The sequence below is a fragment of the Bacillus sp. WP8 genome (assembly GCF_000800825.1).
GTDB lineage: Bacteria > Bacillota > Bacilli > Bacillales > Bacillaceae > Bacillus > Bacillus safensis.
Genome location: NZ_CP010075.1, coordinates 2,613,907 through 2,639,195, shown reverse-complemented (window position 1 = coordinate 2,639,195; position 25,289 = coordinate 2,613,907). Strand labels below are relative to the sequence as shown.

The 25,289-nt window shown below is 41.1% G+C and carries 24 protein-coding genes and 1 other annotated feature; of the genes, 14 read left to right on the top strand and 10 right to left on the bottom strand.

What is annotated here, in order from left to right:
• Positions 1–248: 248 nt before the first annotated feature.
• The 6 genes from murC to ccpA all read left to right on the top strand — a co-directional run bounded on the left by murC (position 249) and on the right by ccpA (position 5,795).
• Entirely contained in the window at positions 249–1,547 is a 1,299-nt protein-coding gene (gene murC, locus QR42_RS13240) for a UDP-N-acetylmuramate--L-alanine ligase (protein ID WP_039180691.1), read from the top strand.
• Between the two features lie 222 nt (positions 1,548–1,769).
• On the top strand, positions 1,770–2,189 hold the full coding sequence (locus QR42_RS13235) for a DUF948 domain-containing protein (protein WP_039180688.1): 420 nt from the start codon (positions 1,770–1,772) through the stop codon (positions 2,187–2,189).
• Between the two features lie 26 nt (positions 2,190–2,215).
• A complete protein-coding gene (locus tag QR42_RS13230) occupies positions 2,216–2,686 on the top strand; it encodes a YtxH domain-containing protein (protein WP_039180684.1) in 471 nt (156 codons plus the stop codon).
• Positions 2,687–2,719: 33 nt separating this feature from the next.
• Complete coding sequence (gene ytxJ / locus QR42_RS13225; protein WP_039180682.1) at positions 2,720–3,043, top strand: bacillithiol system redox-active protein YtxJ; 324 nt, start codon at positions 2,720–2,722, stop codon at positions 3,041–3,043.
• A gap of 222 nt (positions 3,044–3,265) precedes the next feature.
• The gene (locus QR42_RS13220; RefSeq protein ID WP_034279528.1) at positions 3,266–4,342 is read left to right on the top strand and encodes a bifunctional 3-deoxy-7-phosphoheptulonate synthase/chorismate mutase; all 1,077 of its coding nucleotides are present in this window, start codon (positions 3,266–3,268) and stop codon (positions 4,340–4,342) included.
• 451 nt (positions 4,343–4,793) lie between these two features.
• Complete coding sequence (gene ccpA, locus QR42_RS13215; protein WP_024424851.1) at positions 4,794–5,795, top strand: catabolite control protein A; 1,002 nt, start codon at positions 4,794–4,796, stop codon at positions 5,793–5,795.
• Positions 5,796–5,839: 44 nt separating this feature from the next.
• Here ccpA and QR42_RS13210 read toward each other — a convergent pair whose 3' ends face one another.
• Genes QR42_RS13210 through QR42_RS13200 form a run of 3 tightly spaced genes read right to left on the bottom strand, consistent with a single transcriptional unit; the run spans position 5,840 to position 8,310 of the window.
• Complete coding sequence (locus QR42_RS13210; RefSeq protein ID WP_039180680.1) at positions 5,840–7,000, bottom strand: acetoin utilization protein AcuC; 1,161 nt, start codon at positions 6,998–7,000, stop codon at positions 5,840–5,842.
• Complete coding sequence (locus QR42_RS13205; protein ID WP_039180676.1) at positions 6,997–7,638, bottom strand: CBS and ACT domain-containing protein; 642 nt, start codon at positions 7,636–7,638, stop codon at positions 6,997–6,999. The genes QR42_RS13210 and QR42_RS13205 overlap by 4 nt, the downstream gene beginning before the upstream one ends.
• Before the next feature lie 39 nt (positions 7,639–7,677).
• Complete coding sequence (locus QR42_RS13200) at positions 7,678–8,310, bottom strand: GNAT family N-acetyltransferase (protein ID WP_039180674.1); 633 nt, start codon at positions 8,308–8,310, stop codon at positions 7,678–7,680.
• Positions 8,311–8,465: 155 nt separating this feature from the next.
• Here QR42_RS13200 and acsA point away from each other — a divergent pair, with 155 nt between their 5' ends.
• Positions 8,466–10,190 (top strand): acetate--CoA ligase, encoded by a 1,725-nt coding sequence (gene acsA / locus QR42_RS13195; protein ID WP_039180671.1) that lies wholly within the window; start codon positions 8,466–8,468, stop codon positions 10,188–10,190.
• 59 nt (positions 10,191–10,249) lie between these two features.
• Positions 10,250–10,481: a binding site (T-box leader), on the top strand.
• A gap of 53 nt (positions 10,482–10,534) precedes the next feature.
• Complete coding sequence (tyrS, locus tag QR42_RS13190; RefSeq protein WP_039180668.1) at positions 10,535–11,803, top strand: tyrosine--tRNA ligase; 1,269 nt, start codon at positions 10,535–10,537, stop codon at positions 11,801–11,803.
• 82 nt (positions 11,804–11,885) lie between these two features.
• On the opposite strand, the gene QR42_RS13185 is transcribed toward tyrS, so the two are convergent.
• Positions 11,886–12,242 (bottom strand): antibiotic biosynthesis monooxygenase family protein, encoded by a 357-nt coding sequence (locus tag QR42_RS13185; RefSeq protein WP_039180667.1) that lies wholly within the window; start codon positions 12,240–12,242, stop codon positions 11,886–11,888.
• 270 nt (positions 12,243–12,512) lie between these two features.
• On the opposite strand from QR42_RS13185, the gene QR42_RS13180 reads away from it, so the two are divergent.
• Both QR42_RS13180 and QR42_RS13175 read left to right on the top strand, forming a co-directional pair.
• A complete protein-coding gene (locus QR42_RS13180; RefSeq protein WP_371412188.1) occupies positions 12,513–13,091 on the top strand; it encodes an esterase/lipase family protein in 579 nt (192 codons plus the stop codon).
• Between the two features lie 209 nt (positions 13,092–13,300).
• A complete protein-coding gene (locus tag QR42_RS13175; RefSeq protein WP_039180658.1) occupies positions 13,301–13,867 on the top strand; it encodes a cysteine hydrolase family protein in 567 nt (188 codons plus the stop codon).
• Between the two features lie 44 nt (positions 13,868–13,911).
• Here the strand turns inward: QR42_RS13175 and QR42_RS13170 are convergent, their stop codons facing one another.
• The 3 genes from QR42_RS13170 to QR42_RS13160 all read right to left on the bottom strand — a co-directional run bounded on the left by QR42_RS13170 (position 13,912) and on the right by QR42_RS13160 (position 16,163).
• A complete protein-coding gene (locus tag QR42_RS13170; protein WP_039180656.1) occupies positions 13,912–14,466 on the bottom strand; it encodes a hypothetical protein in 555 nt (184 codons plus the stop codon).
• 296 nt (positions 14,467–14,762) lie between these two features.
• Positions 14,763–15,365, bottom strand: a complete 603-nt coding sequence (gene rpsD / locus QR42_RS13165; RefSeq protein ID WP_039180654.1) for a 30S ribosomal protein S4 — start codon at positions 15,363–15,365, stop codon at positions 14,763–14,765.
• Between the two features lie 300 nt (positions 15,366–15,665).
• Positions 15,666–16,163, bottom strand: a complete 498-nt coding sequence (locus QR42_RS13160) for a GAF domain-containing protein (RefSeq protein ID WP_025092283.1) — start codon at positions 16,161–16,163, stop codon at positions 15,666–15,668.
• A gap of 126 nt (positions 16,164–16,289) precedes the next feature.
• On the opposite strand from QR42_RS13160, the gene refZ reads away from it, so the two are divergent.
• Positions 16,290–16,955: a forespore capture DNA-binding protein RefZ gene (gene refZ / locus QR42_RS13155; RefSeq protein WP_039180652.1), complete on the top strand. Its 666-nt coding sequence runs from the start codon at positions 16,290–16,292 to the stop codon at positions 16,953–16,955.
• On the opposite strand, the gene hisJ is transcribed toward refZ, so the two are convergent.
• Positions 16,925–17,740 carry a histidinol-phosphatase HisJ gene (gene hisJ, locus QR42_RS13150; protein WP_039180650.1) on the bottom strand — a complete coding sequence of 272 codons (816 nt, stop codon included), beginning with the start codon at positions 17,738–17,740 and terminating at the stop codon, positions 16,925–16,927. The genes refZ and hisJ overlap by 31 nt on opposite strands.
• A 340-nt stretch (positions 17,741–18,080) precedes the next feature.
• Between hisJ and ezrA the strand changes: the two genes are divergently transcribed.
• Positions 18,081–19,784 carry a septation ring formation regulator EzrA gene (gene ezrA, locus QR42_RS13145; protein ID WP_039180648.1) on the top strand — a complete coding sequence of 568 codons (1,704 nt, stop codon included), beginning with the start codon at positions 18,081–18,083 and terminating at the stop codon, positions 19,782–19,784.
• 41 nt (positions 19,785–19,825) lie between these two features.
• Here ezrA and brnQ (QR42_RS13140) read toward each other — a convergent pair whose 3' ends face one another.
• Positions 19,826–21,169 (bottom strand): branched-chain amino acid transport system II carrier protein, encoded by a 1,344-nt coding sequence (gene brnQ, locus QR42_RS13140; RefSeq protein WP_039180646.1) that lies wholly within the window; start codon positions 21,167–21,169, stop codon positions 19,826–19,828.
• A 215-nt stretch (positions 21,170–21,384) separates the two neighbouring features.
• On the bottom strand, positions 21,385–22,725 hold the full coding sequence (brnQ, locus tag QR42_RS13135; RefSeq protein WP_039180644.1) for a branched-chain amino acid transport system II carrier protein: 1,341 nt from the start codon (positions 22,723–22,725) through the stop codon (positions 21,385–21,387).
• Between the two features lie 186 nt (positions 22,726–22,911).
• Here brnQ (QR42_RS13135) and QR42_RS13130 point away from each other — a divergent pair, with 186 nt between their 5' ends.
• A complete protein-coding gene (locus QR42_RS13130) occupies positions 22,912–24,054 on the top strand; it encodes a cysteine desulfurase family protein (RefSeq protein ID WP_039180642.1) in 1,143 nt (380 codons plus the stop codon).
• A gap of 4 nt (positions 24,055–24,058) precedes the next feature.
• Positions 24,059–25,264, top strand: a complete 1,206-nt coding sequence (gene thiI / locus QR42_RS13125; RefSeq protein WP_039180639.1) for a tRNA uracil 4-sulfurtransferase ThiI — start codon at positions 24,059–24,061, stop codon at positions 25,262–25,264.
• The last annotated feature ends 25 nt before the right edge of the window (positions 25,265–25,289 follow it).

The following is a 25,289-nucleotide window of genomic DNA, read 5'->3' as shown; positions in this document are numbered from 1 at the left end:
TGAAATTGGACGCTTTTCGCATGTCTGCCAAAACGCTTTTTTATGTAAAATAAGCGGAAACAGGTGTTAGAAATGGGAAAGTTGTCGGATACTAATCATAGTTAATATTGATTAGAATAGGAAGATCGGAAAAAAATCTTTATTTGGAGCTGCGATCTGTGATCAGCTAGAGGCAAAAATCACAAGTTGCAAATTGAAATGAGCGTCATATACTGTAAGTCAGATAGACGTTTGTTGGAGGTACAATTATGACTGTTTATCATTTTGTTGGAATAAAAGGGACAGGTATGAGTCCACTGGCCCAAATTCTTCATGATACTGGGTATACTGTCCAAGGATCGGATATCGAAAAACATATCTTTACACAAAAAGCATTAGAAGAACGAAATATTAAAATTCTACCATTTGACCCAGATAATATTCAGCCAGGGATGACGGTCATCGCAGGAAATGCATTCCCCGATACACACCCTGAGATTGAACGTGCCCTTTCTGAAGGGATTCCTGTCATTCGTTACCATAAATTTCTTGGAGAATACATGGATTCATTCACAAACGTTGCGATTACTGGTGCTCATGGCAAAACATCGACAACAGGACTGCTTGCTCACGTCATGCAGGCAGCAAAACCTACTTCGTACTTAATCGGTGATGGATCTGGAATGGGGAAAGAAAACAGCGAGTATTTTGTCTTTGAAGCATGCGAATACCGCAGACACTTCCTCAGCTATCATCCAGATTATGCGATCATGACCAATATTGATTTTGATCACCCTGATTATTTCTCAGATATTGATGACGTGTTTGACGCGTTTCAAAACATGGCGCTTCAAGTGAAAAAAGCGATTATTGCTTGCGGTGATGATGAGCACTTGCCAAAGATTCAAGCGAAGGTACCCGTTGTGTATTACGGTTTCAACGAAGAAAATGATTTCCAAGCTCGTAATGTTGTGAAAAATACGGAAGGCACTACATTTGATGTATTTGTACGCAATACGTTTTATGATACCTTCTACATTCCTGCCTACGGAAATCATAATGTCCTCAACTCGTTAGCTGTTATCGCATTATGTCACTATGAGTCCATTGATGTAGAGCTTATCAAAGGCGCATTAAAGACATTTGGCGGTGTGAAACGACGCTTTAATGAAAAAGTGGTCGGTGAGCAGGTCTTAATTGATGATTATGCACATCATCCAACTGAAATTGAAGTCACAATTGAAGCAGCTCGCCAAAAATATCCGGACCGTGATATTGTGGCTGTCTTTCAGCCGCATACCTTCACACGTACACAGCAATTCTTAAGTGAATTTGCTGATAGTCTAAAGAAAGCCGACTATGTCTACCTTTGTGATATTTTCGGTTCAGCCCGCGAAAACATTGGGAAGCTGAGCATTGAAGATTTAAGAGAAAAAATCCCGCAGGCCCAATTGATTGAGGAAGAAGATACATCTGTGCTGAAAGCGCACGAAGATGCGATTCTGATCTTTATGGGAGCAGGAGACATTCAAAAATATTTGCGCGCTTATGAAAAAGTCGCTGTATAAATGCTTAAAAAAGTGCCGTTTCACGCGGCACTTTTTTTATTTTGAATAAAATGTGACAAAAGAGCTAAATGTGTCAACATGTGCCGCTTTTTTTCGTTCGCTGTGGACAGGAATTAGCGAATAAGTGTAGAATTATTATTCAATCGGTCATTCTAGGCGATGTTTGAATGATACAACGAGAGGGTAATGAATTGAATATGCCCGCAGCAAAGGAGGTATCAGATGATTATTATTCTATATCTAAGCGTTGCACTGATCGCAATTGCTTTCCTCATTCTTGTCATCTATTTGTCCAAAACATTAAAATCCTTACAGCTGACATTAAAGAATGTTGCATCAACTTTAGAAGGTCTTGAAGGTCAGATGCAAGGTATCACCACAGAGACAGCACAGTTGCTACATAAGACAAACAAGCTTGCTGAAGATATTCAAGACAAATCGGCAAAACTTAACACAGTTGTGGATGCGGTGCAGGGAATTGGTGGCTCGATCAACCAATTTAATACAAGCATAAAGCAGGCAGCTGGTGCGGTTTCTTCATCCGTTGAAAGAAATCAAGAAAAAGTGACGGATGTGGTTAGCTGGAGTAACGCAGCACTTGAAATTTATAAAAAATGGAAACAGCGTAAACACCAAAAATAAACCATATTCGCATAGGAGGAATAATCATGAGCAAAGACGGAATCAATAGCAAAGACTTTTTGATCGGAACACTTATTGGTGGAATTGTTGGTGCAACAACAGCATTATTTTTAGCACCGAAGTCAGGGAAAGAGCTTCGCGATGATTTGAACACCCAAGCGAATGTTTTAAAAGAAAAAACAGATCGACTCGCAACAGATGCAAAAGAAAGAGGCACTGAATATGTGACGATTGCGAAAGATAAAACGTCTGAATTGTCTCAGCTTGTAGCAGAGCAGTCAAATCAGATTTTAGACAAAGTGAAAGACATAAAAGACCGTGCAGCTGGTAAAGCTAATCATGTGAAAAGTGAAGCAGAAGATGCGGCAGCTGATTTAGCAAGCGAAGCATCAGATGTAGCTGATGAAGCAAAAGTACGAGCACAAGAAGCAAAATCAGAAATTGAAGACGGCATCAAAGATATCAAAGAAAAAGTAGAACAATCTACTAAAGGCTAACCCTCACAGCTCGAAGTGAAGAAGGAGAACATCATGTCAAAACAACTCATTGAAACAGAAGAACAGTTTGATCAACTAACGAATCAAGATGGGACGTTTGTCTTTTTTAAACACAGTTTGACATGTCCGATCAGCCAAGCGGCTTTTCATGAGTTTGAAGCATTTGCGTCTGCACACGAAGACGTGCCAACGTATTTCTTGCAAATTCAAAATACGAGAGAGCTTTCATCCTACGTGGCTGAAAAATCGGGTGTAAAGCACGAAAGTCCTCAAGCACTCGTCTTTAGTGGTGGAAAAGTGAAGTGGCATGCATCCCACTCAAGCATTACAAAAGAAGCGCTTGAACATAATCTGTAAAAGAAAGAAACGTCAGCAGCGGCTGACGTTTTTTTTATAAAAAAAGGTTTACTTGAACGAAAAGTATGCTATAATCTTACATACAATACTTTACCGCTTAAAAGCGTTTGGGTAATAAAGAAAATTTTCGTGACAATTCCGAAATCTTTGTTTATAATAAACCCTATCATGCAAGAATGAAAAAATAAAAAGCGAGAACAGGCAGAGGAAAGGATGACAAAAATGAGCAACAATGAACTAGAAAAATTGAGGCAGCAAGCAGATGAACTAAATCTTCAAATCTTAAAACTGATCAATGAAAGAGGAAACATTGTAAAAGAAATTGGAAAAGCGAAAGAAGCGCAAGGTGTCAACCGTTATGATCCTGTCAGAGAGCGCACAATGCTGAACCAAATTCTTGAAGAAAATGATGGACCATTTGAAAACTCAACCATTCAGCATATTTTCAAAGAGATTTTCAAAGCAGGTCTAGAGCTTCAAGAAGATGACCATAGCAAAGCACTTCTTGTTTCTCGTAAGAAAAAACCAGAAAACACAATCGTGAACATCAATGGGGAAGCGATCGGTGATGGAAAGCAGCGCTTCATCGTTGGACCATGTGCTGTTGAAAGCTACGAGCAAGTTGCAGAAGTAGCTGCAGCAGCGAAACAACAAGGGTTAAAACTACTACGCGGAGGCGCATTTAAACCTCGTACAAGTCCATACGATTTCCAAGGACTTGGTGTAGATGGTCTTAAGATTCTAAAGCGTGTAGCGGATGAATACGGTCTTGCTGTCATTAGTGAAATTGTTAATCCTGCTCATATTGAAGAAGCGATTGAGCATATTGATGTCATCCAAATTGGGGCACGTAACATGCAAAACTTCGAACTGTTAAAAGAAGCCGGTTCCGTGAAGAAACCAGTTCTTTTAAAACGCGGTCTTGCAGCGACTATTTCAGAATTCATCAATGCAGCTGAATACATCATCGCCCAAGGAAATGATCAAATCATCCTTTGCGAGCGCGGTATCCGCACATACGAAACAGCAACAAGAAATACGCTAGATATCTCAGCAGTGCCAATCTTGAAACAAGAGACACATTTACCAGTCTTCGTTGATGTGACGCATTCAACTGGACGTAGAGATCTTCTCCTTCCAACAGCAAAAGCAGCTCTTGCGATTGGAGCAGACGGTGTTATGGCAGAAGTACATCCAGATCCATCTGTTGCTCTATCTGATTCAGCGCAGCAAATGGACATTCCACAATTCGAAAAATGGTTAGATGCGTTAAGACCACTTGTCAACATTCACGCATAATCATAGATAGAAATAGCCGCCGGAAACTGCCCGGCGGTTTTTTTATGGAATAAATACGATGAAGTTTGGGAATGAAAGGAAGAAAGCACATTGCAAGTTCAAAAAGAGCCTGTTCACAATGTTTTCATTTTTAAAAATCGATAGAATCTGTTAAGATCATTGTCATAGCTGGCGTTCTCGATGGTTTTTTATGAAATATGATTCAAATTACAGGTAACAAGCTGTTTAAAGTTTGTTTAATTTAGTTATAAAAAGAAAGGGAACGTTTTCATATGACAAAAAAACGTGTATAATTTCATAAAAGAATGTCATTTTGATGTAGATTGAAAAATTATGTGTCTCTTTTCATCGTTTTAATGACAAATAGGATATTATTTTCCTCGTATCTGACATGTCTCTATCCAATTGGTGAATGCTATAGATATGAAGTGTATTTGAAGGAGTGATTTATGTGAATAATGTTACAATATATGATGTAGCAAGAGAAGCAAATGTAAGTATGGCAACGGTATCACGCGTAGTAAATGGTAATCCAAACGTAAAACCAACAACAAGAAAAAAGGTGCTTGAAGCGATTGATCGCCTTGGCTATCGTCCGAATGCAGTGGCACGAGGCCTAGCAAGTAAAAAAACAACGACAGTTGGGGTCATCATCCCTGATATTTCTAGTATCTTCTATTCGGAATTAGCACGCGGTATTGAAGATATCGCCACGATGTATAAATACAACATCATTTTGAGCAACTCAGATCAAAATACTGATAAAGAGCTTCATTTGTTAAATACGATGCTCGGTAAACAAGTAGACGGAATTGTCTTTATGGGCGGAAACATCACAGACGTGCATGTGGAAGAATTTAAGCGCTCTCCTGTTCCGATTGTGCTTGCAGCATCTGTGGAAGAGCAAGCTCAAACACCATCTGTCAACATCAATTATGAGCAGGCCATTTATGATTCAGTTCAGCTGTTAGTTGAAAAAGGACATAAACGAATTGCGTTTGTTTCTGGTCCAATGTCAGAACCAATTAATTCCGTGAGAAAACTTGCAGGTTATAAGCGTGCGCTTGAAGAAGCGGGCATCGCGTTTGACGATGCACTCGTCGCTGAAGGCGATTACTCTTATGATTCTGGAATTGAAGCACTTGCTCATCTGCTTGAGCAGTCTGACAAGCCGACAGCTGTTATCGCAGCTACAGATGAAATGGCGCTAGGTGTCATTCATGGAGCACAAGACAGAGGGGTATCCATTCCTGAAGATTTAGAAGTGATTGGCTTCGATAACACAAGACTTTCTCTCATGGTGCGTCCTCAGCTGACAACAGTTGTTCAGCCGACATATGATATTGGTGCTGTTGCCATGAGACTGCTCACAAAGCTGATGAACAAAGAACAAGTGGACGATCAAATTGTTGAGCTTCCGCACAGAATTGAAGAAAGACAATCAACAAAATAAAACAAAAAAAGCAGGCTTACCTTATGACGGAAAGCCTGCTTTTCTTATGCCTTTTTCTTTTCTCTTCTAACAGGCATGAGTGCTTTTTCTACTGTTTGAGCATTCTTTTCTGTGATTTCTGCTTTTCTTGGGATCGGTGGATATAAATCGTCAGGGTCTCTCCACGTAGGTGGAAGGGTAACAGGCGATTGCTTATTCCAGGCTTGAATCCAATCCCGAGGGAGTTCATCTGGCGGTGTAATGCCTTTCATCTCAAGCCAAATACGGCTCCACGCTCTTGGAACGACGCGCCAAATATCATATCCCCCTCCGCCAACAGCGATCCATTTGCCGTCACAATATTGATGCGCAAGTTCATGGGCAAGTCTAGGAATTTCCTCATATATTTTCATAGTGGCAGATAAATGAGTTAACGGATCATAGTAGTGTGCATCAGCTCCGTTTTGCGTCAAAATCACATCTGGTTTAAAAAAAGCAGCAATCTCAGTCACTGCTGTTCGGTATGCTTCGAGGAACGATTCATCTTCCGTAAATGCATCTAGCGGAATATTATAGGCGTAGCCATAGCCTTTATCGTGGCCTCTTTCCTGTACTTGTCCCGTTCCAGGGAACAAGTAGCGTCCTGTTTCATGAATGGAGACTGTACATACCTCTGGGTCGTCATAGAAGCTGAACTGGACACCATCGCCGTGATGAGCATCCGTATCAATATATAAAATTCTAGCGCCATATGTCTTTTGAATATATTGAATCGCCACAGAGCTGTCATTATAAATACAAAAGCCAGATGCACGCCCTTTGAACCCGTGGTGAAGCCCGCCGCCAAGATTGAGTGCATGCTGGGAATGACCGAGCATCACTTGATCAACTGCTGTTAACGTTCCGCCAACAAGGAGAGATGCCGCCTCATGCATGCCTGCGAACATCGGTGTATCCTCTGTGCCAAGACCGTAGCGTTCCCCCTCTGCTGTAGACAGCTTTCCTTCACTTGCCCGCTGCACGGCCTGGATATAATCTGCTGTATGGACGAGCTTTAATTCCTCCAGAGTAGCCATACGCGGTGCGACAATTTCATCCTCTGTTAACGCCTTCATTTTTTGAAGAAGATCATAAGTTAAGTAGACACGAAGCTGATTGAAGGGATGATCTTGGTTAAATTGGTACGTTTGAAAAGATGGTGAAAAAACAAAGGTCGCTTCCTTCATTTGATCGTCTGCTCCATAGGCCAGAGCACCTTATAGCCTTTTGCGCGAATCAGCTTCATCACATGATCTGCATGAATGGTTTGAAGGCGGAATACGAGCACTTTAGAAGCCTCATTGGCATGAGGATACACAAGCACACTCAGCAATTGAATATGCTGCTCCTTTAAAATGGCTGTAATGTCTGCGAGGCCTTCAGTCATCTGCTCCACTTCAACCTCTAAGTGCGATCCAGGCTGATCTGCACCTGTCAGTCTTACAAACGTACGAAGCAGATCTGTTTTTGTGATAATGCCTACAAGTTTGCCACGTCTCACCACCGGAAGACAGCCAATTCCGTGCTCAAAAAAGACACTTGATATCTCCTCAACGAAATCAAGCGGGTGAGCAGTGATCGTCTCTAATACCATGATCTCTTCGACTGGCCGCTGAATAAAGAGCTTTCTTTTCTCTGTCTCAAAAATACTTGGACTGGCATTTTTAATATCCCGATCTGTCACCATCCCAATGACAGATCCTTGATCAGATACGATCGGAATATGCCGGATGTGGTGTGCACTCATTTTTTGAATGGCTTCTTCAATCGTATCGGTTTTTCGCAGCGTGATCACATCACGCTCCATAATTTGTTCAATCATCATTGTTTACCAATCCCCTTTGCCAAAAAAACGAATTGAACGTTAATACATAAAGCGCTGATGGAAGCGAAGACGATCGAAACGCTCGATCGAATCAGGACTCACATGTTTCCCAATTCTGGCCATTAAACAATTGGCTGGATGTGAGCTAATCTCTGGCTCGTCTGTTGCAAACCAGACAAGACCGCCTGCGTTCATCATTTTCTCCATCATTTTGCGGTACTCCCAAACGTTTTTCTTTGTCCCCTTTAAATCCCAATGCCAGTAATATTCAGTTGTAATGATGATGTAATTCTCCATTTGCTCATCCATCATGCTCACATCAAGCAAATGCTTGCCAAGTGAGCATCCTCTAAATGGAGGAGCGACCTCAATTGCGCCAAGCTCAATTAAATTGTCCATTTTGCCCTCTGACCAGCGCTCAAGTGGATCAGGATACAAATACGTGACATAGCCTACGACAAGCTCATTCACTCTTGCAATGATAATACGTCCTTCTGGAAGATCTGCTATTTCAACAAGTGCTTGTTTCTGTTCCTCAGGCGTGCGAAATGCCGTTAGTCCTTCATGAAACGTATAGTTCGCAAGCGCTGATGCAGGTACCGGTCCTTCAATCAGGATGGAACCTGTTTCTCGCTCAATGGTTTTTGAATAATAAGTTTTAGGATGCTCCACGTATCCACCGCCCCTAATTCTAGTGAGTCGTCTCTATTCTATCTTAAATCTTGTAAGAATTAAAACGGTTTCATCAGAAGTTTTTTAAAAATTGAGAAAAAAAGTCATCTATACTATAATGGTCATTGTAAACGTATGCAAAGGGGGACTGTTTGATGAAATTGGAAACGCTACCATCAGTAAAAGGGGATTATCATTTAAATGATTATGAGCAGGCATACAAAGATTTTTCATGGGAGGAAGCTAGAAAAAACTTCTCCTGGTATGAAACAGGAAAAATAAATGCAGCCTATGAAGCGATTGACAGACATGCGGACTCGTTTCGTCAGAACAAGGTGGCGCTTCACTACAAAGATTCACAGCGGGATGAAAAGTATACGTTCAGGGATATGAAAATCAACACAAATAAAGCGGGAAATCTATTCAGAGAAAAGGCACATGTAGAAAAAGGGGATCGCGTGTTTATCTTTATGCCAAGATCACCTGAGCTCTATTTTCTTCTGCTTGGTGCGGTTAAAATTGGAGCAATCGTTGGCCCGTTATTTGAGGCATTTATGGAAGGTGCTGTCAAAGACCGTTTAGAGAATAGCGAGGCAAAGGTGATCGTGACAACACCTGATCTGCTTGAGCGAATTCCATTTGCAGAGCTTCCGAAGCTTGAATCTGTCATCATTGTCGGCGGTGAAAACGAAGACGTCGATGGTGTGCGGACAATTCACTATGAAAAGGCGTTTGAGGAGTCAGCAAAGGAGCTTGAGATTGAATGGATGGATGAAAAAGACGGCTTCCTGCTTCATTACACATCAGGATCTACTGGTACGCCAAAAGGTGTGCTTCATGTCCATGGTGCAATGGTCCAGCAAGGCCAGACTGGTAAATGGGTGCTTGACTTGAAAGAGGATGACGTTTACTGGTGTACAGCTGATCCAGGCTGGGTTACAGGCACAGTGTACGGTATTTTTTCACCGTGGTTAAATGGGGCGACGAATGTGATTTTAGGCGGCCGGTTTAATCCTGATACGTGGTATGAAACCATTGAATCACTCGGTGTAACCGTTTGGTACAGTGCCCCGACCGCCTTTAGAATGCTCATGGGGGCAGGGGATGATCTCATTCAAAAATATGACCTCAGCTCGCTCCGCCATGTCTTAAGTGTGGGAGAGCCGCTTAATCCAGAAGTCATCCGCTGGGGAGATGCTGTTTTTGGCAAGAGAATTCACGACACTTGGTGGATGACAGAAACGGGTGCACAGCTGATTTGTAATTATCCATGCATGGACATCAAGCCAGGCTCGATGGGAAAACCGATTCCAGGCGTAGAAGCGGCAATTGTCGATAATGCAGGAAATGAACTTCCGCCATACCGGATGGGCAACCTTGCGATTAAAAAAGGCTGGCCTTCTATGATGCATACGATCTGGAACAATCCTGAAAAATATGAATCTTACTTTATGCCGGGAGATTGGTATGTTTCAGGAGATTCAGCTTATATGGACGAAGACGGATACTTTTGGTTCCAGGGACGTGTCGATGATGTCATCATGACGTCAGGAGAGCGGGTCGGTCCATTTGAGGTGGAAAGTAAACTGGTCGAACATCCAGCTATTGCGGAGGCTGGTGTCATTGGAAAGCCAGATCCGGTCCGCGGTGAAATTATTAAAGCATTTATAGCGCTTAGAAGCGGATATGAGCCGACAGATGAGCTGAAAGAAGAGATTCGTACATTTGTGAAAAAAGGACTCGCAGCACATGCGGCACCGCGAGAAATTGAGTTCAAAGACAAACTGCCGAAAACGAGAAGCGGAAAAATTATGAGACGTGTGCTAAAGGCGTGGGAGCTGAATTTACCTGCTGGCGACCTTTCGACAATGGAAGATTAAATTTTTTCATCAGTTGACTTGATATCAAAAGTGTGTTAAAAATGACATTAGTTGAATATGAAAAGGTTTTGACTGAGATTCAGTAGAATGATCTTTCCCTGTTGAAGAGAGCTGACGGCTGGTGCGAGTCAGTACAAAGAGATATTCGAATTACCCTCACGAACCGCTTTTACGAAAAGGAGCATGCCCTGATTAGTGAAAGAACGGATCTGTCCGTTATCAGTGTAAGTGAAAAGACGAGATTTTTTGTCTTTTAAGCAGGGTGGTACCGCGATATATATCGTCCCTTCGTTCATTCGAAGGGGCGTTTTTTATGTTTCATTTTAAACAAAGGAGATTTGGATATGAGTCAATTGATGGAAGAGCTATCGTTTAGAGGATTAATTCAGCAGCAAACAGATGAAGAAGGTTTAACAAAATTATTAGCAGAAGAGAAAATCAAGCTATACTCCGGCTTTGATCCGACAGCTGACAGCTTACACATTGGTCATCTATTGCCAATTTTAACATTACGCAGATTCCAAGAAGCAGGTCATCACCCGATTGCTCTTGTTGGCGGTGCGACTGGACTCATTGGCGATCCTAGTTTCAAAAAAGCAGAACGTTCACTCAACCCAGCAGAAATCGTCGAACAGTGGTCAGATAAAATCAAAGGACAGCTGTCTCAATTTCTTGATTTTGAAGCAGGCGAGAACCCAGCCGTCATCGTGAATAACTACGACTGGATCAGCCAGATGAATGTCATCACGTTCCTTCGTGATATTGGAAAGAATTTCGGTGTAAACTTTATGCTGGCAAAAGATATCGTGAGCTCACGTATCGAAACAGGGATTTCTTACACAGAATTCAGCTACGTCATCCTGCAGTCTTTAGACTTCTTAAACCTTTACAGAAATGAAAATTGTAAGCTGCAAATCGGCGGAAGTGACCAGTGGGGAAATATCACATCTGGACTTGAGTTGATCCGTAAGTCTGAAGCAGAAGGGGCAAAAGCATTCGGTCTGACGATGCCGCTTGTCACAAAAGCAGACGGCACAAAGTTTGGTAAAACAGAAGGCGGCGCTATCTGGTTAGATAAAGAAAAAACGTCTCCATATGAGTTCTACCAATTCTGGATTAACACAGATGACCGTGATGTTGTGAAATACTTAAAATACTTTACGTTCTTATCAAAAGAAGAGATCGCATCGTATGAAGAAAAAGTGCAAACAGCACCTGAAAAGCGTGAAGCGCAGCGCCGTCTAGCAGAGGAAGTGACAACACTTGTACATGGCCGTGAGTCACTAGAACAGGCAGTCAACATCTCAAATGCACTATTTAAAGGCGAGATCAAATCTCTTACAGCTGAAGAAGTGAAAGTAGGCTTTAAGGATGTGCCATCAATGGAGAAAAGCAGCACAGAAGAATTAACACTAGTTGATATTCTTGTGGAATCAAAGCTGTCTCCATCAAAGCGTCAAGCACGTGAAGATATCACAAATGGTGCTGTCTCCATCAACGGAGAGAGACAAACAGATAAAGACTATGTACTCTCAGCTGACGACCGAATTGAAAACCAATTTACCGTTTTAAGAAGAGGGAAAAAGAAATACTTCCTTGTGACGTATAAATAAATCTTTATGAAACAGTAAACATCATAGAAAAGCACCTCAAATGTTCGTGTACATTGAGGTGCTTTTTTTATGTAGAAGTAGCTCATTGGTCTGCTTCTTGTTCAAGGAGTGAATCTTTGTTTGTATAAGCATGTTCTACCTTACAAATTCGGGTAGTATAGGATTCATACCAATCTGCTTTCCCCTTTTTTTGAACACGCTGATGTGCTGTATGTGCTTTCCAATCTTTGATGGCTGCTAATGAATCCCAGTAAGAGACAGTGATCCCAACACCATGTTCATCTCGTACACTTTCAATTCCAAGAAACCCATCTAGATCTTTCGCTAATTCTTCCATTCTTTGAGCAGCCGCAGCGTATTCTTTCTGCTCAACTTTTGTTCGTTTTGATGTGAAAATCACGGCATAGTAGGGTGGAGCAGGGGTTTGCGTAAATAGCATCTAGTAGAACCTCCTTTTTCTATTGATATTATATATGAAAGAAAGAAGGTCTCGTAGTCTTTTTGTTTGAATTTAAAAAAGTCCAAGGTGCTTTTTGATTATTTATATTTCTGTAAAATCATCTCATAAACATTACCTTGTTCACTTTTCTGACATATTTTTCTTTTATAAAATAGAGTCGTATAAGATGAATAAGGGGGAATGAAAGTGATTTTTGTTAAGAAAAGGAGTTTGCAAATTCTCGTTGCACTTGCATTGGTGATTGGTTCAATGGCTTTTATCCAGCCGAAAGAGGTGAAGGCGGCTGAGCATAATCCGGTTGTGATGGTACATGGTATTGGTGGTGCCTCTTATAACTTTTATTCTATTAAAAGTTACTTGGTTGGACAAGGCTGGGATCGAAATCAATTATATGCTATCGATTTCATAGACAAAACAGGAAATAACCGCAACAATGGTCCGCGTCTATCCAGATTCGTCCAAGATGTGTTAGACAAAACGGGTGCCAAAAAAGTAGATATTGTGGCTCATAGTATGGGCGGGGCGAACACATTATACTATATTAAGAATCTTGATGGCGGAGATAAAATTGAAAACGTTGTCACGATTGGTGGAGCAAATGGACTCGTTTCAAACAGAGCATTACCTGGCACAGATCCAAATCAAAAAATTCTTTACACATCTGTCTATAGTTCAGCCGATCTCATCGTCGTCAACAGCCTCTCTCGTTTAATTGGCGCAAAAAACGTCCTGATTCACGGCGTTGGACATATCGGTCTATTAACCTCAAGCCAAGTCAAAGGCTATATTAAAGAAGGACTGAACGGCGGAGGACAGAATACGAATTAAAAAACGAAAAAAGACAGCGGTATATGCTGTCTTTTTTAATGTCAATTGGCATATGGCAGCTGTTAGATGAAAGAGATCTTGAAAAGGGAAGTATAACGATGACACAAAACAGATAAAGCATCGTATATAACCGAATAAAAACATGTACAAAACGTTCGCCATTCCGTACACTACATGTAGTGAATAAGAATCTTCGGAGGTGGGCGTTTGTGAAAACGAATCAAAAGGCTTTCGTCATTGTAGATGTACAAAAAGCGTTTGAGCATGAAAAATGGGGAGAACGCAATAACCTAGAGGCAGAGGGAAATATCAGCAGGCTATTGACGTTTTGGCGAGAGAAAGGCTGGAAAGTGATTCATATTCAGCATACATCCGACAATCCGGAATCTGTCTTTCATCCAGCAAATGAAGGGCACCTTTTTAAAGATATTGCTAAACCGCTAGAGGAAGAAACGGTGATACAAAAGAAAGTCAACAGCAGCTTTATTGGTACTAACTTAGAGGAACATCTAAGATCAAACCAGATTGACACGGTCGTCATCGCAGGATTAACAACTCCTCATTGCGTATCAACAACGACAAGAATGAGCGGAAATCTTGGTTTTGATACGTACCTGATCTCAGATGCAACAGCTGCCTTTGGATTAACAGATCAAAATGGTACATATTTTGACCCAGAAACGATCCACCGGCTCTCACTTGCAACCTTGCATGATGAATTTGCGACTGTCATGACAACAGAGCAGCTCATCGCAAAATGGACAAGTCAAGAATGAACGATTGGAAGCTCCTAGAAAGAAATCTAGGAGCTTTTTTCATGCTAATGATATGTGTCCAGCGATTGTTTTCGTTGTTTCTTACGTGAGTAAAAGAGATCAATCTCAATAAATAAAAAACTGACAAAGAATGATAAAATTAATACGCCGGAATCCCCTATCGATACATTCATTAAATTTAAGTAAAGGACATACTTGATAGAGAGATGTAAAACGATCCAAGAACTCACCCATTCCAAAGTATAAGTGAGCCATACAGGAAGTTTAAGGAGATAAGCCAGTCCTTTTCCTATGAATAGAAGGACAGGTGACCAAAAAACGACGATAACACTCACGAACAAAGAGAAAGAGATTAAAGAAAAAAATGAATCATACGTGATGGTTTCTCCAAAAAGAAAATTCACGCCTAAAACGGTGATGTATAGCAATACACTAGGAATCGCGATCACAAAGCAGATAGAAAAAAAGAGCAGGAAGATAAACAGACTTGCAGCAAATCTATTGGGCGGTTCATCTATGATTTGTTTTTTTCTTAAAAGAGAATAGGCGATCACTGATAAGATTAAAAGTAAGAATAGAATGATTGTGATACTAAACATGGAACTCCTCCATCTAAGTACTATAGAAGACCATACGACTGATACGTCATCTATCATTATTGTACCAATAGAAAAAAGGCATTTCAATGAGATATTTCCTATATTTGTATATAAAAATAGAGACAGGTTTGATTGAAGTAAGAATGGAGCAGGCAACCGGGGAAAATAAGTGTTGAAAATGGAAGATGACTTCAAATGATTTCATGTATAATTGAGAACATACAAAAAACCCTAGAAAACCTTGAACAATCAAGGGATCTAGGGTTTGTTTGCTCTCTCTTAGAGAAGTAATGAAATTAACGAGAGTAGAACTCAACGATAAGTTGTTCGCTGATTTCAGGCGCTAATTCAGAACGCTCTGGAAGACGAGTGAAAGTTCCTTCAAGCTTTTCAGCATCGAAAGAAAGGTATTCAGGAACGAAGTTGTTTACTTCAACTGATTCTTTCACTACTGCAAGGTTTTGAGATTTCTCACGAAGAGCAATCGTTTGACCTGGTTTCACAGAGAAAGATGGGATGTCTACACGGCTTCCATCAACAAGGATGTGACCATGGTTTACTAGCTGACGAGCTTGGCGGCGAGTACGAGCAAGGCCAAGACGGTATACTAGGTTGTCAAGGCGAGTTTCAAGAAGGATCATGAAGTTTTCACCTTGTTTACCAGGAAGTTTAGCAGCTCTGTCATATAGTGTACGGAATTGACGTTCGTTGACACCGTACATGTGACGAAGCTTTTGCTTCTCTTGTAATTGTAAACCGTATTCAGATAGTTTTTTGCGTTGTCCTGGACCATGTGGGCCTGGAGCGTAAGGGCGTTTTTCAAGTTCCTTACCTGTTCCGCTTAATGAAATGCCTAAACGGCGGGAAATCTTCCAACTTGGACCTGTATAGCGAGCCATAATGTGACTCCTCCTTATTGTTTTTATTTGTGAAAAATAAAAACCGTCTGTTCTTCCTCTTCTTCGTCATTATGTTTTCATGCATCCTCGCTCCAGCAGCAGGGAGTTACAAGATGCACCTTCATATAGAAGGAACAAAATGATACAAAAAAGCCGAACAAAAAGGCTGCCATATTTCACACAAACTCTATTATATGACGCTGGATAGGAGAAGTCAACCTATTTAGAGGCAAAGGTGACGTTCCCCATTATATAAAGAAACATAAAAAAGCAGACAATGTGCCTGCTTTTTCTGCATGATTACGCATCCGTAGAGACGGATAACGCCTGTTGAAGAATCTCTGTAAATTGAATAAGGTAGGTCTCATCTACTTCACTGAAGCGGTCTTTCACAGGACTGTCAATGTCGAGTACCCCAATGATCTGTCCATTGACCTTGAGCGGAATGACTATTTCAGATTGCGATGCGGCATCACACGCAATATGTCCAGGGAAAGCATGGACATCAGCGATACGCTGCACTTCACCTGTCGCAAACGCTGTACCGCAAACGCCTTTTCCAGAAGGGATGCGCACACATGCAGGCAGTCCGTTAAATGGACCAAGCACAAGCTCGCCGTCCTTTGCTAAATAAAACCCTGCCCAATTAACTTCAGGAAGTGAGTGATAGAGTAGCGCAGCTGCATTTGCCAAGTTGGCAATCAGATCAGGTTCACCATCTGTAATGGCTTCTACCTGTTTGACAAGCAATTGATAGTCTTTTGAAGGATCGCCAGACTGTTTTTCGACATGAAACATGAAAATCTCCTACTTTCTATCTTAAAAATACATAACTTGCGTTTCGCATGTGGGATTTGTCGAGCAATTGTAAAAGGAACTTCCGCCTTCATCTTGAAGTATGTACACATGAAGAGGGGTGAGCGGATGAAAACATCAACAACCGTGCAAACAAAAGACCGTATTATGGATGCTGCCATCAGACTTTTTAACCAAAAAGGATTTTCTGGAACCTCTGTCCGTGAGATTGCGAAGGAAGCGAATGTCAACGTTGCCCACATTTCTTATTACTTTCAAGGAAAAGGAGGGCTGCTTGAGCAGCTCGTATCCGATTTTTATGAAGGTTACATTCACATGATTGAATCACATCTTCATCACATGGAAACCCGTCACGCAAAAGAATGCTTACTACATGTGGTTTTTGATATTTTATCTTATCAGCACAAGCACCGTCAATTAACCCGTTTCGTTTATCGGGAGGTGACGATTGATTCGACACTCATCAGAGAAATCATGTCGACATATTTAACAAAAGAAAAGTATTTGTTTCAGCTCATCATTGAAAAAGGAAAAAGCACCCATGTTATTTGTGAGCAGCTGTCACTCGCATCCTTTATGATTCAGCTGAAATCACTTCTCATGATGCCATATTTACAGCCGCAATATTTAACAGAGGTGCTTTATTTGAACCCAAGTGAGCCGTATTTCTATCAAATGTACTTTAAGGAGCTGAGCCGCTCGCTTCATCATCTGTTAGAACCTAAAGAGCCGGCATTAGATTCTCAGCTGAACCTCATGATGTCCTCGAATTGATCATACGCATATCCGAGATCTTCCGCTTGATGGGCATCAGAGCCGAATATGAGCGGAATTTTTTTCTTTTTGGCAAGGTCAATCATCCATGGATCTAAATAGATACTTCTGGCATATGTTTTACGAAGACCTGATGTATTAAAATCTAAGGACATGCCTTTTTTTGCCGTTTCTTCAAGGCAAAGGGTGACCTTTTGACAAAGTTCAGGTGACATTTCATATGGAAAAAGCTGTTTGAATTTCTGGACAAGGGTGATATGACCGATTCTCTTTGGCTTATATTGGCCTAAAGATGATAGAATAGAAGAATGAATTTGGTCATAGTAGCTTTGGTAGACCTGTTCGATGCTGCCATAGAAGCTTATTAGCTGCTGGAAGGCATGCTCGTCAAAATCAAGGCAAATATAATCATCGCCAGCAGGAAGAAAGTGAACAGATAAAATGGCGTCGTCTAGCTCTGGACCGTAGCAGTCTAAAAAGGTTCTAGTTTCCTCTTCATACTCTTTGATAAAGTCAACCTCAAGCCCAGTTTTTACTATTAATTGTCCTTTGTATTCTTGTTTCAGCTGAGCCAGTTTCGTGATATATGCTTCAAGGTCTTGGAGCTTCATGGCACTATCCTGCTCAGGTGTTGGATCTTGAAACGATGGAGGCAGCGGGGCATGCTCGGTAAAGGTTATGGAATCAAATCCCTTTTTGATGGCTTTTTCAATATAAGAATGAAAAGAATCAAGCGAACCGTGCGGGCAAAACGGTGTATGTAGATGTGCATCTTGTTTCAGCATGTCGTCACCTCTTGTCGATATTTTGAAAAACGTGATGTTTATCAGCGAAAATAATGAAAAATCATGACCAAAAATGCTGGTTACATGGTATCATAATAACAATGAAAACGACAGCTTCCGCATACATAAAAGCAGGTCACATTGATACGTGTGATCAAATGATAGAAAGCGCACAAATACTTTCTTGAAAAAACATACATAAAACCGTGAATGGATGGTATTGGAAAACATACGATCCTGCTTATAAAAAACAAATGCAAAGCGGACACGAAAGGGTTCTCAGGTCTACTCGGGACACTTTTACCCTGACATCACTTAGATCACAACAAGGGGGCTCATTATGGAGTTTATCATCGGTTTAATTGTCATTTTGCTTGCTTTGTTTTCAGTCGGTTATTTCCTGCGAAAAAATATATATAAAGAGATTGACCGATTGGAAGCATGGAAAATTGAAATTTTAAACAGATCAATTGTAGAAGAAATTTCAAAAATCAAACATTTAAAAATGACCGGAGAAACAGAGCAATTTTTTGAAAGATGGCGTGCAGAGTGGGACGATATCGTCACAGCCCATCTTCCAAAGGTTGAGGAGCTATTATATGATGCAGAAGAGTATTCTGATAAATATCGATTCTCCAAAGCCAAGCAGGTTCTTACGCACATTGAGGACTTGCTGAGTGCTGCTGATTCGAACATTGAAGACATTTTAAAAGAGATTGCAGACCTTGTCACAAGCGAGGAGCAAAATCGCAAGGACATTGAAAAGGTCAAAGAACAATATCAAACAGTTCGAAAAAATCTGCTTGCGTACAGCCATTTATACGGCACCCTTTATGACAAAATGGAGCAGGACTTAGATGAGGCCTGGGAAGGGATCAAGCAGTACGAGGAAGAGACAGAAAACGGAAACTATATGAAAGCAAGAAAGATTTTGCTTGAGCAAGACCGCAGACTCGATCAGCTTCAGCTGTATATCAATGATGTACCGAAGCTCATTGCAGACTGCAAACAAACCGTACCAGGCCAGCTGACGAAGCTGAAAGACGGATATAAAGAAATGACAGACAAAGGCTACAAGCTCGAGCACATCCAGATCACTAAAGAGCTTGAGAACTTAAACAAACAGCTGAACCGTGCGGAAAAACTGCTGATTGATGAACTCAATCTGGATGAAGCATCAAGCATTCTCCAAATGATTGATGATGCAATTCAGACGCTGTATGATCAGCTTGAAGCGGAAGTAGAAGCAGGGCAGGAAATCAAAAGCAAAATGCCTGAGCTGACGGAAGCATTTGAAAAACTCGAGCAGGATCACACGCAAACAAAGGCAGAAACAGCTCTTGTAAAAGAAAGCTACAAACTGACAGCCGGAGAGCTTGATCAACAGAAGGCGTTCGAAAAACGCTTAGAAGAAATTGAAAAGCTCATGAAACAAATTCGAGAGAAGCTTGATCGTGATCATGTCGCATATTCATTATTAATGGATGAAATCAATCAGCTCGAAACCTTTATCGATGATGCAAAAGCATTGCATGATACGTTTAAAGATCACCTTCAATCATTAAGAAAAGAAGAGCTGCAAGCGAGAGAAACACTGGCTGAGCTCAAAACGATGCTGACAGATACAGTGCGTCAGCTGCAAAAAAGCAATATTCCAGGTGTACCTGCTGACATGAAAGAGCAGGCTGAAAAAGCGCAGGAGATGATTCAGCAAGTGCACGAGCAGCTTGAGAACCTGCCGCTCAACATGCCAGCCGTGAATGAGCAATTAAAAGAAGCCTCTGACACAGTGAGACATGTTGTGGATGAGACGGAAGAAATGCTCACTAAAGTGGATCAAATTGAACGAATCATTCAATACGGTAATCGTTTTAGAAGCCAAAATCATATTCTTTCTGAACAATTAAAAGAGGCAGAGCGAAGATTTTATGCATACGATTATAACGGTTCATTTGATGTAGCAGCAGCTGCTGTTGAAAAAGCATCACCTGGAGCCGTTCAGAAGCTATTAGCTCAGCAGGAAAAAGAATATCAGCATCAATAAAAAAAGCTGAAGTCCATTGATAGGACTTCAGCTTTTTTGTATTATGACGCCTGTTTTTGGCGTTCTTCTGAAGCAGAAGAAGTGAAAAGTGAGATCAGGAATCCAATGGCGACTCCAAGTATCGCAGGGACAAGCCAGCCAATGCCAAGGTCATAAAAAGGCAACACTGTTTGGAAGATGTCTTTTACTGGACCGATTGGAAGCTTTGCTGCTGCTAATCCGTCAAATAAGCTGACGCACCCTGTTAAAATTAACGAGAGGACATATACTGGTCTTCTATGTCCAAGCCATTTATCAGCAAGTGATAGAACGATGATCACAATTGCCAGAGGATAAATCGCTGTTAAGACTGGAACAGAGAAAGCAACGATATGAGCAAGTCCAAAGTTAGAAATGATGAAACTAAATAATGTAACAAGTGTCACGACCATTTTATAAGAAAGTTTAGGAAGTAACTTTGAGAAATACTCTCCGCATGATGTGACAAGACCGATACTTGTTGTTAAACAAGCGACTGTAATGGCAGCACCTAATACAATATTTCCAAGACTTCCGAAAAGGAACTGAGAAGACTGAGCTAAGATTTTGCTTCCATCTCCCACGAATCCAATGGCATGTGTACTAGAAGCACCTAGATACGCAAGTGACAGGTAAACGAAGGTTAATCCAGCAGCTGCAATCAAACCTGCTTTGATACAAGCAGAAGCCAGTGCCTTTTTACTTGTCACACCGCGTCCTTTAATCGCGTTGATGACAACAATTCCAAATACAATAGAAGCAAGAGCATCCATCGTTTTATAGCCCTCTAAAAATCCTTTGAAAAACGATCCGTTGCTATAAGATACATCTGGTGTACCAATCACGCCCATTGGCGTCAAAATGGCTTTGACAATGATAATAAAAATGATCGTAAATTTAATCGGTGTTAATATTTTCCCTACACGATCCACGATTTTCGTTGGATTTAAAGCAAGGTAATACGTAATACCGAAAAAGACGAGTGTAAATAAAAGAAGGGACAGCCAAGCTGGTACACTTGATAAAAATGGTAATGCGCCAATCTCATACGAAACTGTTCCTGTACGCGGAATAGCGAAAAGCGGCCCAATGGATAAATATAAAATGACGGTGAATGCTGTTCCAAACACTGGATGAGCCTTATCCGCAAGTCCTTTTGCATCACGTCCTGTTAAAGCGATCGCAATAATACCTAGTAGAGGTAAACCGACACCTGTTAATAAAAATCCGCCCATTGCTCTCCATACATTTGTTCCAGCATATTGCCCAAGCTCTGGTGGATAAATCATATTTCCGGCGCCGAAGAATAAAGCAAATAACATAAAACCTATAATAACCGTATCTTTCGTCGACAATGTTGCCTTCATTGAATATAAAGCCTCCAATATTATGTTGAAATATTCTGTTAATTAGTTGTTAAAACCGTTCTTCATTAACATTCACTAATTATAAAGGATGTACGCCTGATGTCAACATGTGTTTTCATACAAAAGTCATGAATTTTTCTATTTTAGTATATGAAGAACATAAAAAAACATCCCCTTCTCCTATGGAAAGGGATGTTTTTTGTTTTGATGCTTGATTAAGCAAGCTGTTTAGGTGGACTCGTGAATAAAGAAATAAGAAGTCCAATAATAGCTCCAAGAACGGCAGGGATTGCCCAGCCGATCCCAAGTTTATATAAAGGAACAACAGCTTCTAAAAATTCAGGTAATCCGCCAAGAGGGATTTTCGCTGCCACGAGCCCATCAATCACAGCAAAGACACCTGTGAAAAGGAGTGAAGCGATATAAATGATTCGTCTTCCATTGATCCATCGATCAATAAAAGATAAGAGAATGATCACGATGGCTAACGGATAAATCGCAACAAGCACTGGAACAGAGAGCGAAATAATTTGTGCCAGTCCCAGGTTTGCTACAAATGTACTGAATAAAGATACAACTAAAACAACTGTACGATAAGAAAAGCGTGGAAATAGCGTAGAAAAATATTCCCCGCAGGATGAAACAAGTCCAATACTTGTGGTCAAACAAGCAAATAAAATCGCAGCCCCTAACACAATATTTCCAGCAGAACCAAATAAAAAGTTTGCCGCAAGCGAAAGGAGTTTTCCGCCATCATTTGCTCCGACCATACCTGTAGCCTCAGGACTTGATGCTCCGACATAAGCGAGTGATATGTACACAAGAGCTAGTCCAGCAGCTGCGACAAGCCCCGCTTTAATACAGGCTGCTGCAATCGATTTACGTTCTGTAATACCACGCTCTTTCACAGCCGTGACAACGACAATTCCGAAAACGATTGAAGCAAGAGCATCCATCGTTTTGTAGCCTTCTAAAAAGCCGGTAAACAGCGGGCTTCCTTCATAGGTTGGATGTGGACTGCCAATTCCACCCATTGGTGTTGCGATTGCTTTGATCACAATTAAAGCAATGACAGCGAGTAAAATTGGTGTTAAAATTTTACCGATTCGGTCAACAAGCTTCGATGGATTTAAAGCAAGAGCATAGGTAATGCCGAAAAAAGCAATTGAAAACAAGAATAATGGAATCCATGATTCAGACTGCGCTTCAGACAGAAACGGCGCCAGCCCAATCTCATAAGAAACCGTCCCAGTACGAGGGATTGCAAAGAAAGGTCCAATGGATAAATATAAAATGACGGTGAAAATGGTACCGAATGTAGGATGAGCTTTATCAGCAAGCCCTTTTGCACCTGTTCCTGTCAAGGCAACGGCAATGATGCCTAGCAGCGGAAGTCCCACGCCTGTCAGTAAAAATCCACCGATCGCAAGCCATACGTTTTCACCTGCGTACTGTCCAAGTACAGGAGGGAATATCATATTGCCTGCGCCAAAAAAGAGTGCAAACAACATTAAGCCGATGGCTAATGTGTCTGTTTGACTTAACTTATTTTTCATAAGGTTATCCCCCTATTATTTTATTTTTCCGCCATGTTTAAATATTCTGTTAATTTAGGAAAAAATATGACAATGGCACTATGCATGATATAGTGAATTGATGAGGTTGTCAATATACCGCTTTATATTGAAATAAAAGGAATTCAGATCATATTAGTTAAACGCAAGAGGATAAGGAGTTTCGCAATGATGTATCTTGATAATAGTGCAACCACAAAACCGTACCCTGAGGTTTTACAAGTATATCAGCAAGTGAGTGAGCGTTATTTTGGAAATCCATCTTCGCTTCATCAGCTCGGAATAGATGCAAGCCGGCTGTTAAATGAAACGAGAAAACAAATGCTTCACTACACGGGCTTAAAACAATATGAGATTATTTTTACTTCTGGTGCTACAGAAGCGAATAACATTGCCATTAAAGGAGCAGCACTTGCCAAAATGAATCGGGGCAAGCACATTGTGACGACAGCAATTGAGCATCCTTCTGTCATTGAATCGTTTGAACAGCTAAAGGCGTTATTTGGCTTTGACATCTCCTATATTCAAGTAAATGAGCAAGGCCATGCAGATATGACGCATTTAAAAGAAGTGCTTCGCCCTGATACAGTGCTTGTCAGCATGATGCACGTCAATAACGAAACGGGTGCCATCCAGCCGATTGAAGAAGCTGCTGGCATCATTCGTGAGCATACCGAAAACGCGCTTTTTCATGTCGACGGGGTGCAGGGAATGTGCAAAGTAGCACTTAATAAACAGCTGGATGTAGATCTTTTGACGATGTCAGGTCATAAAATTCATGGCTTAAAAGGCACAGGCGCACTCTTTTTAAAGAAAGATGTCATTCTCGCCCCTTTCATTACAGGCGGAGAGCAGGAATTAGGGCTTCGTTCAGGTACTGAAAACCCTGCTGGAGCTGTCAGCTTGGCAAAAGCCATGAAACAATCATATGAACAGCTTGACAAGCATCACGATGAGATGCTGAACTTAAAAACGCAGCTGCAAAAACAGCTTGGAGACATAGAAGGTATTGTGATGAACACACCGAGGGCGCAAAGTGCGCCGCACATTGTGAATTTTTCAGTGCCGGGTATTCAAATTGAAGTCCTCCTCCATATGCTTGAAAAAGAAGGCATATATGTTTCTACAACCTCTGCCTGCTCAGCCAAGAAAAAAGAGCCAAGCCGTGTACTGCTGGCGATGGGAAAATCAGAGGAAGTGGCCAAAAGCAGTATGAGAATCAGCTTGACGTATGGACAAGGACCAGAGCTTGCATCGCAAATCATCACATCGATCACACAAAGTGTGAAAAAATTAAAAGGAATGAGATAACAGCATGAAATATGATCATATTTTAGTCCGTTTTGGTGAGATCTCAACAAAAGGGAAGAATAGAAAGAAATTCATTGAAAAACTAAGACAGCACATTCGGTTCGTCTTAAAGGATTTTGAAGCATTGAAGTATGCTTCTGATAGAGACCGTATCACGATTATGCTGAACGGAGAAGACCCTGAACCGATTTCAGAACAGCTCAAAAGTGTATTTGGCATTCAGAGCTTTAGTCTTGCGGTTAAATGTGAGACAAATCTAGATGCGATTAAAGATGCGGCACTAACAGCGGTACAGGAAGTGTATGAACAAGGGAATACATTTAAAGTGTCAACGAAACGTTCTTATAAACAATTTGAACTTGATTCAAATGAAATGAATCGCGAAATTGGCGGACATGTTCTAAGAAATACGGAAAACTTAACAGTCAATGTGAAACAGCCAGATGTGCATTTACGCATCGAAATCAGAGAGCAAGCCACGTACATTACATTTAAAGATGTCAAAGGTGCAGGCGGCCTGCCGGTTGGTTCTAGCGGAAGAGCGATGCTCATGCTTTCAGGCGGCTTTGACAGCCCAGTTGCCGGCTATCAAGCAATGAAACGCGGAATTCAAATTGAAGCTGTGCATTTCTTTAGCCCTCCGTATACAAGTGAACGTGCGAAACAAAAGGTGATTGATCTTGCAGAATGCCTAGCAGCATATGGAGGCGAAGTGAAGCTTCATATCGTACCTTTTACAAAAATTCAAGAGCTGATCCACAAACAAGTACCTGAAAACTATACGATGACATCAACAAGAAGAATGATGCTGAAAATAGCTGACAAAATAAGAGAAAAGCGTGATGCCCTTGCGATTATTACTGGTGAAAGCCTTGGGCAAGTGGCAAGTCAGACACTTGAAAGCATGTATGCCATTAATCATGTGACTAATACACCAATCATCCGCCCGCTCATAGCTGTCGATAAAAATGACATTATTGATGAAGCAAGAAGAATTGGCACATACGATACAAGCATTCAGCCTTTCGAGGATTGCTGTACGATCTTTACGCCGCCGTCCCCTAAAACAAAACCAAAGCTTGAGAAGGTAGAACGCTACGAAAGCTTTGCTGATTTCGAGCCGATGCTGGACGAGGCAGTAGAGCAAATTGAAACGATTATTGTGACAAATGAAAAGAAAACGGCAGATGAATTCGCTGATTTATTCTAAAACGAAAATTTCATAATAATTACCA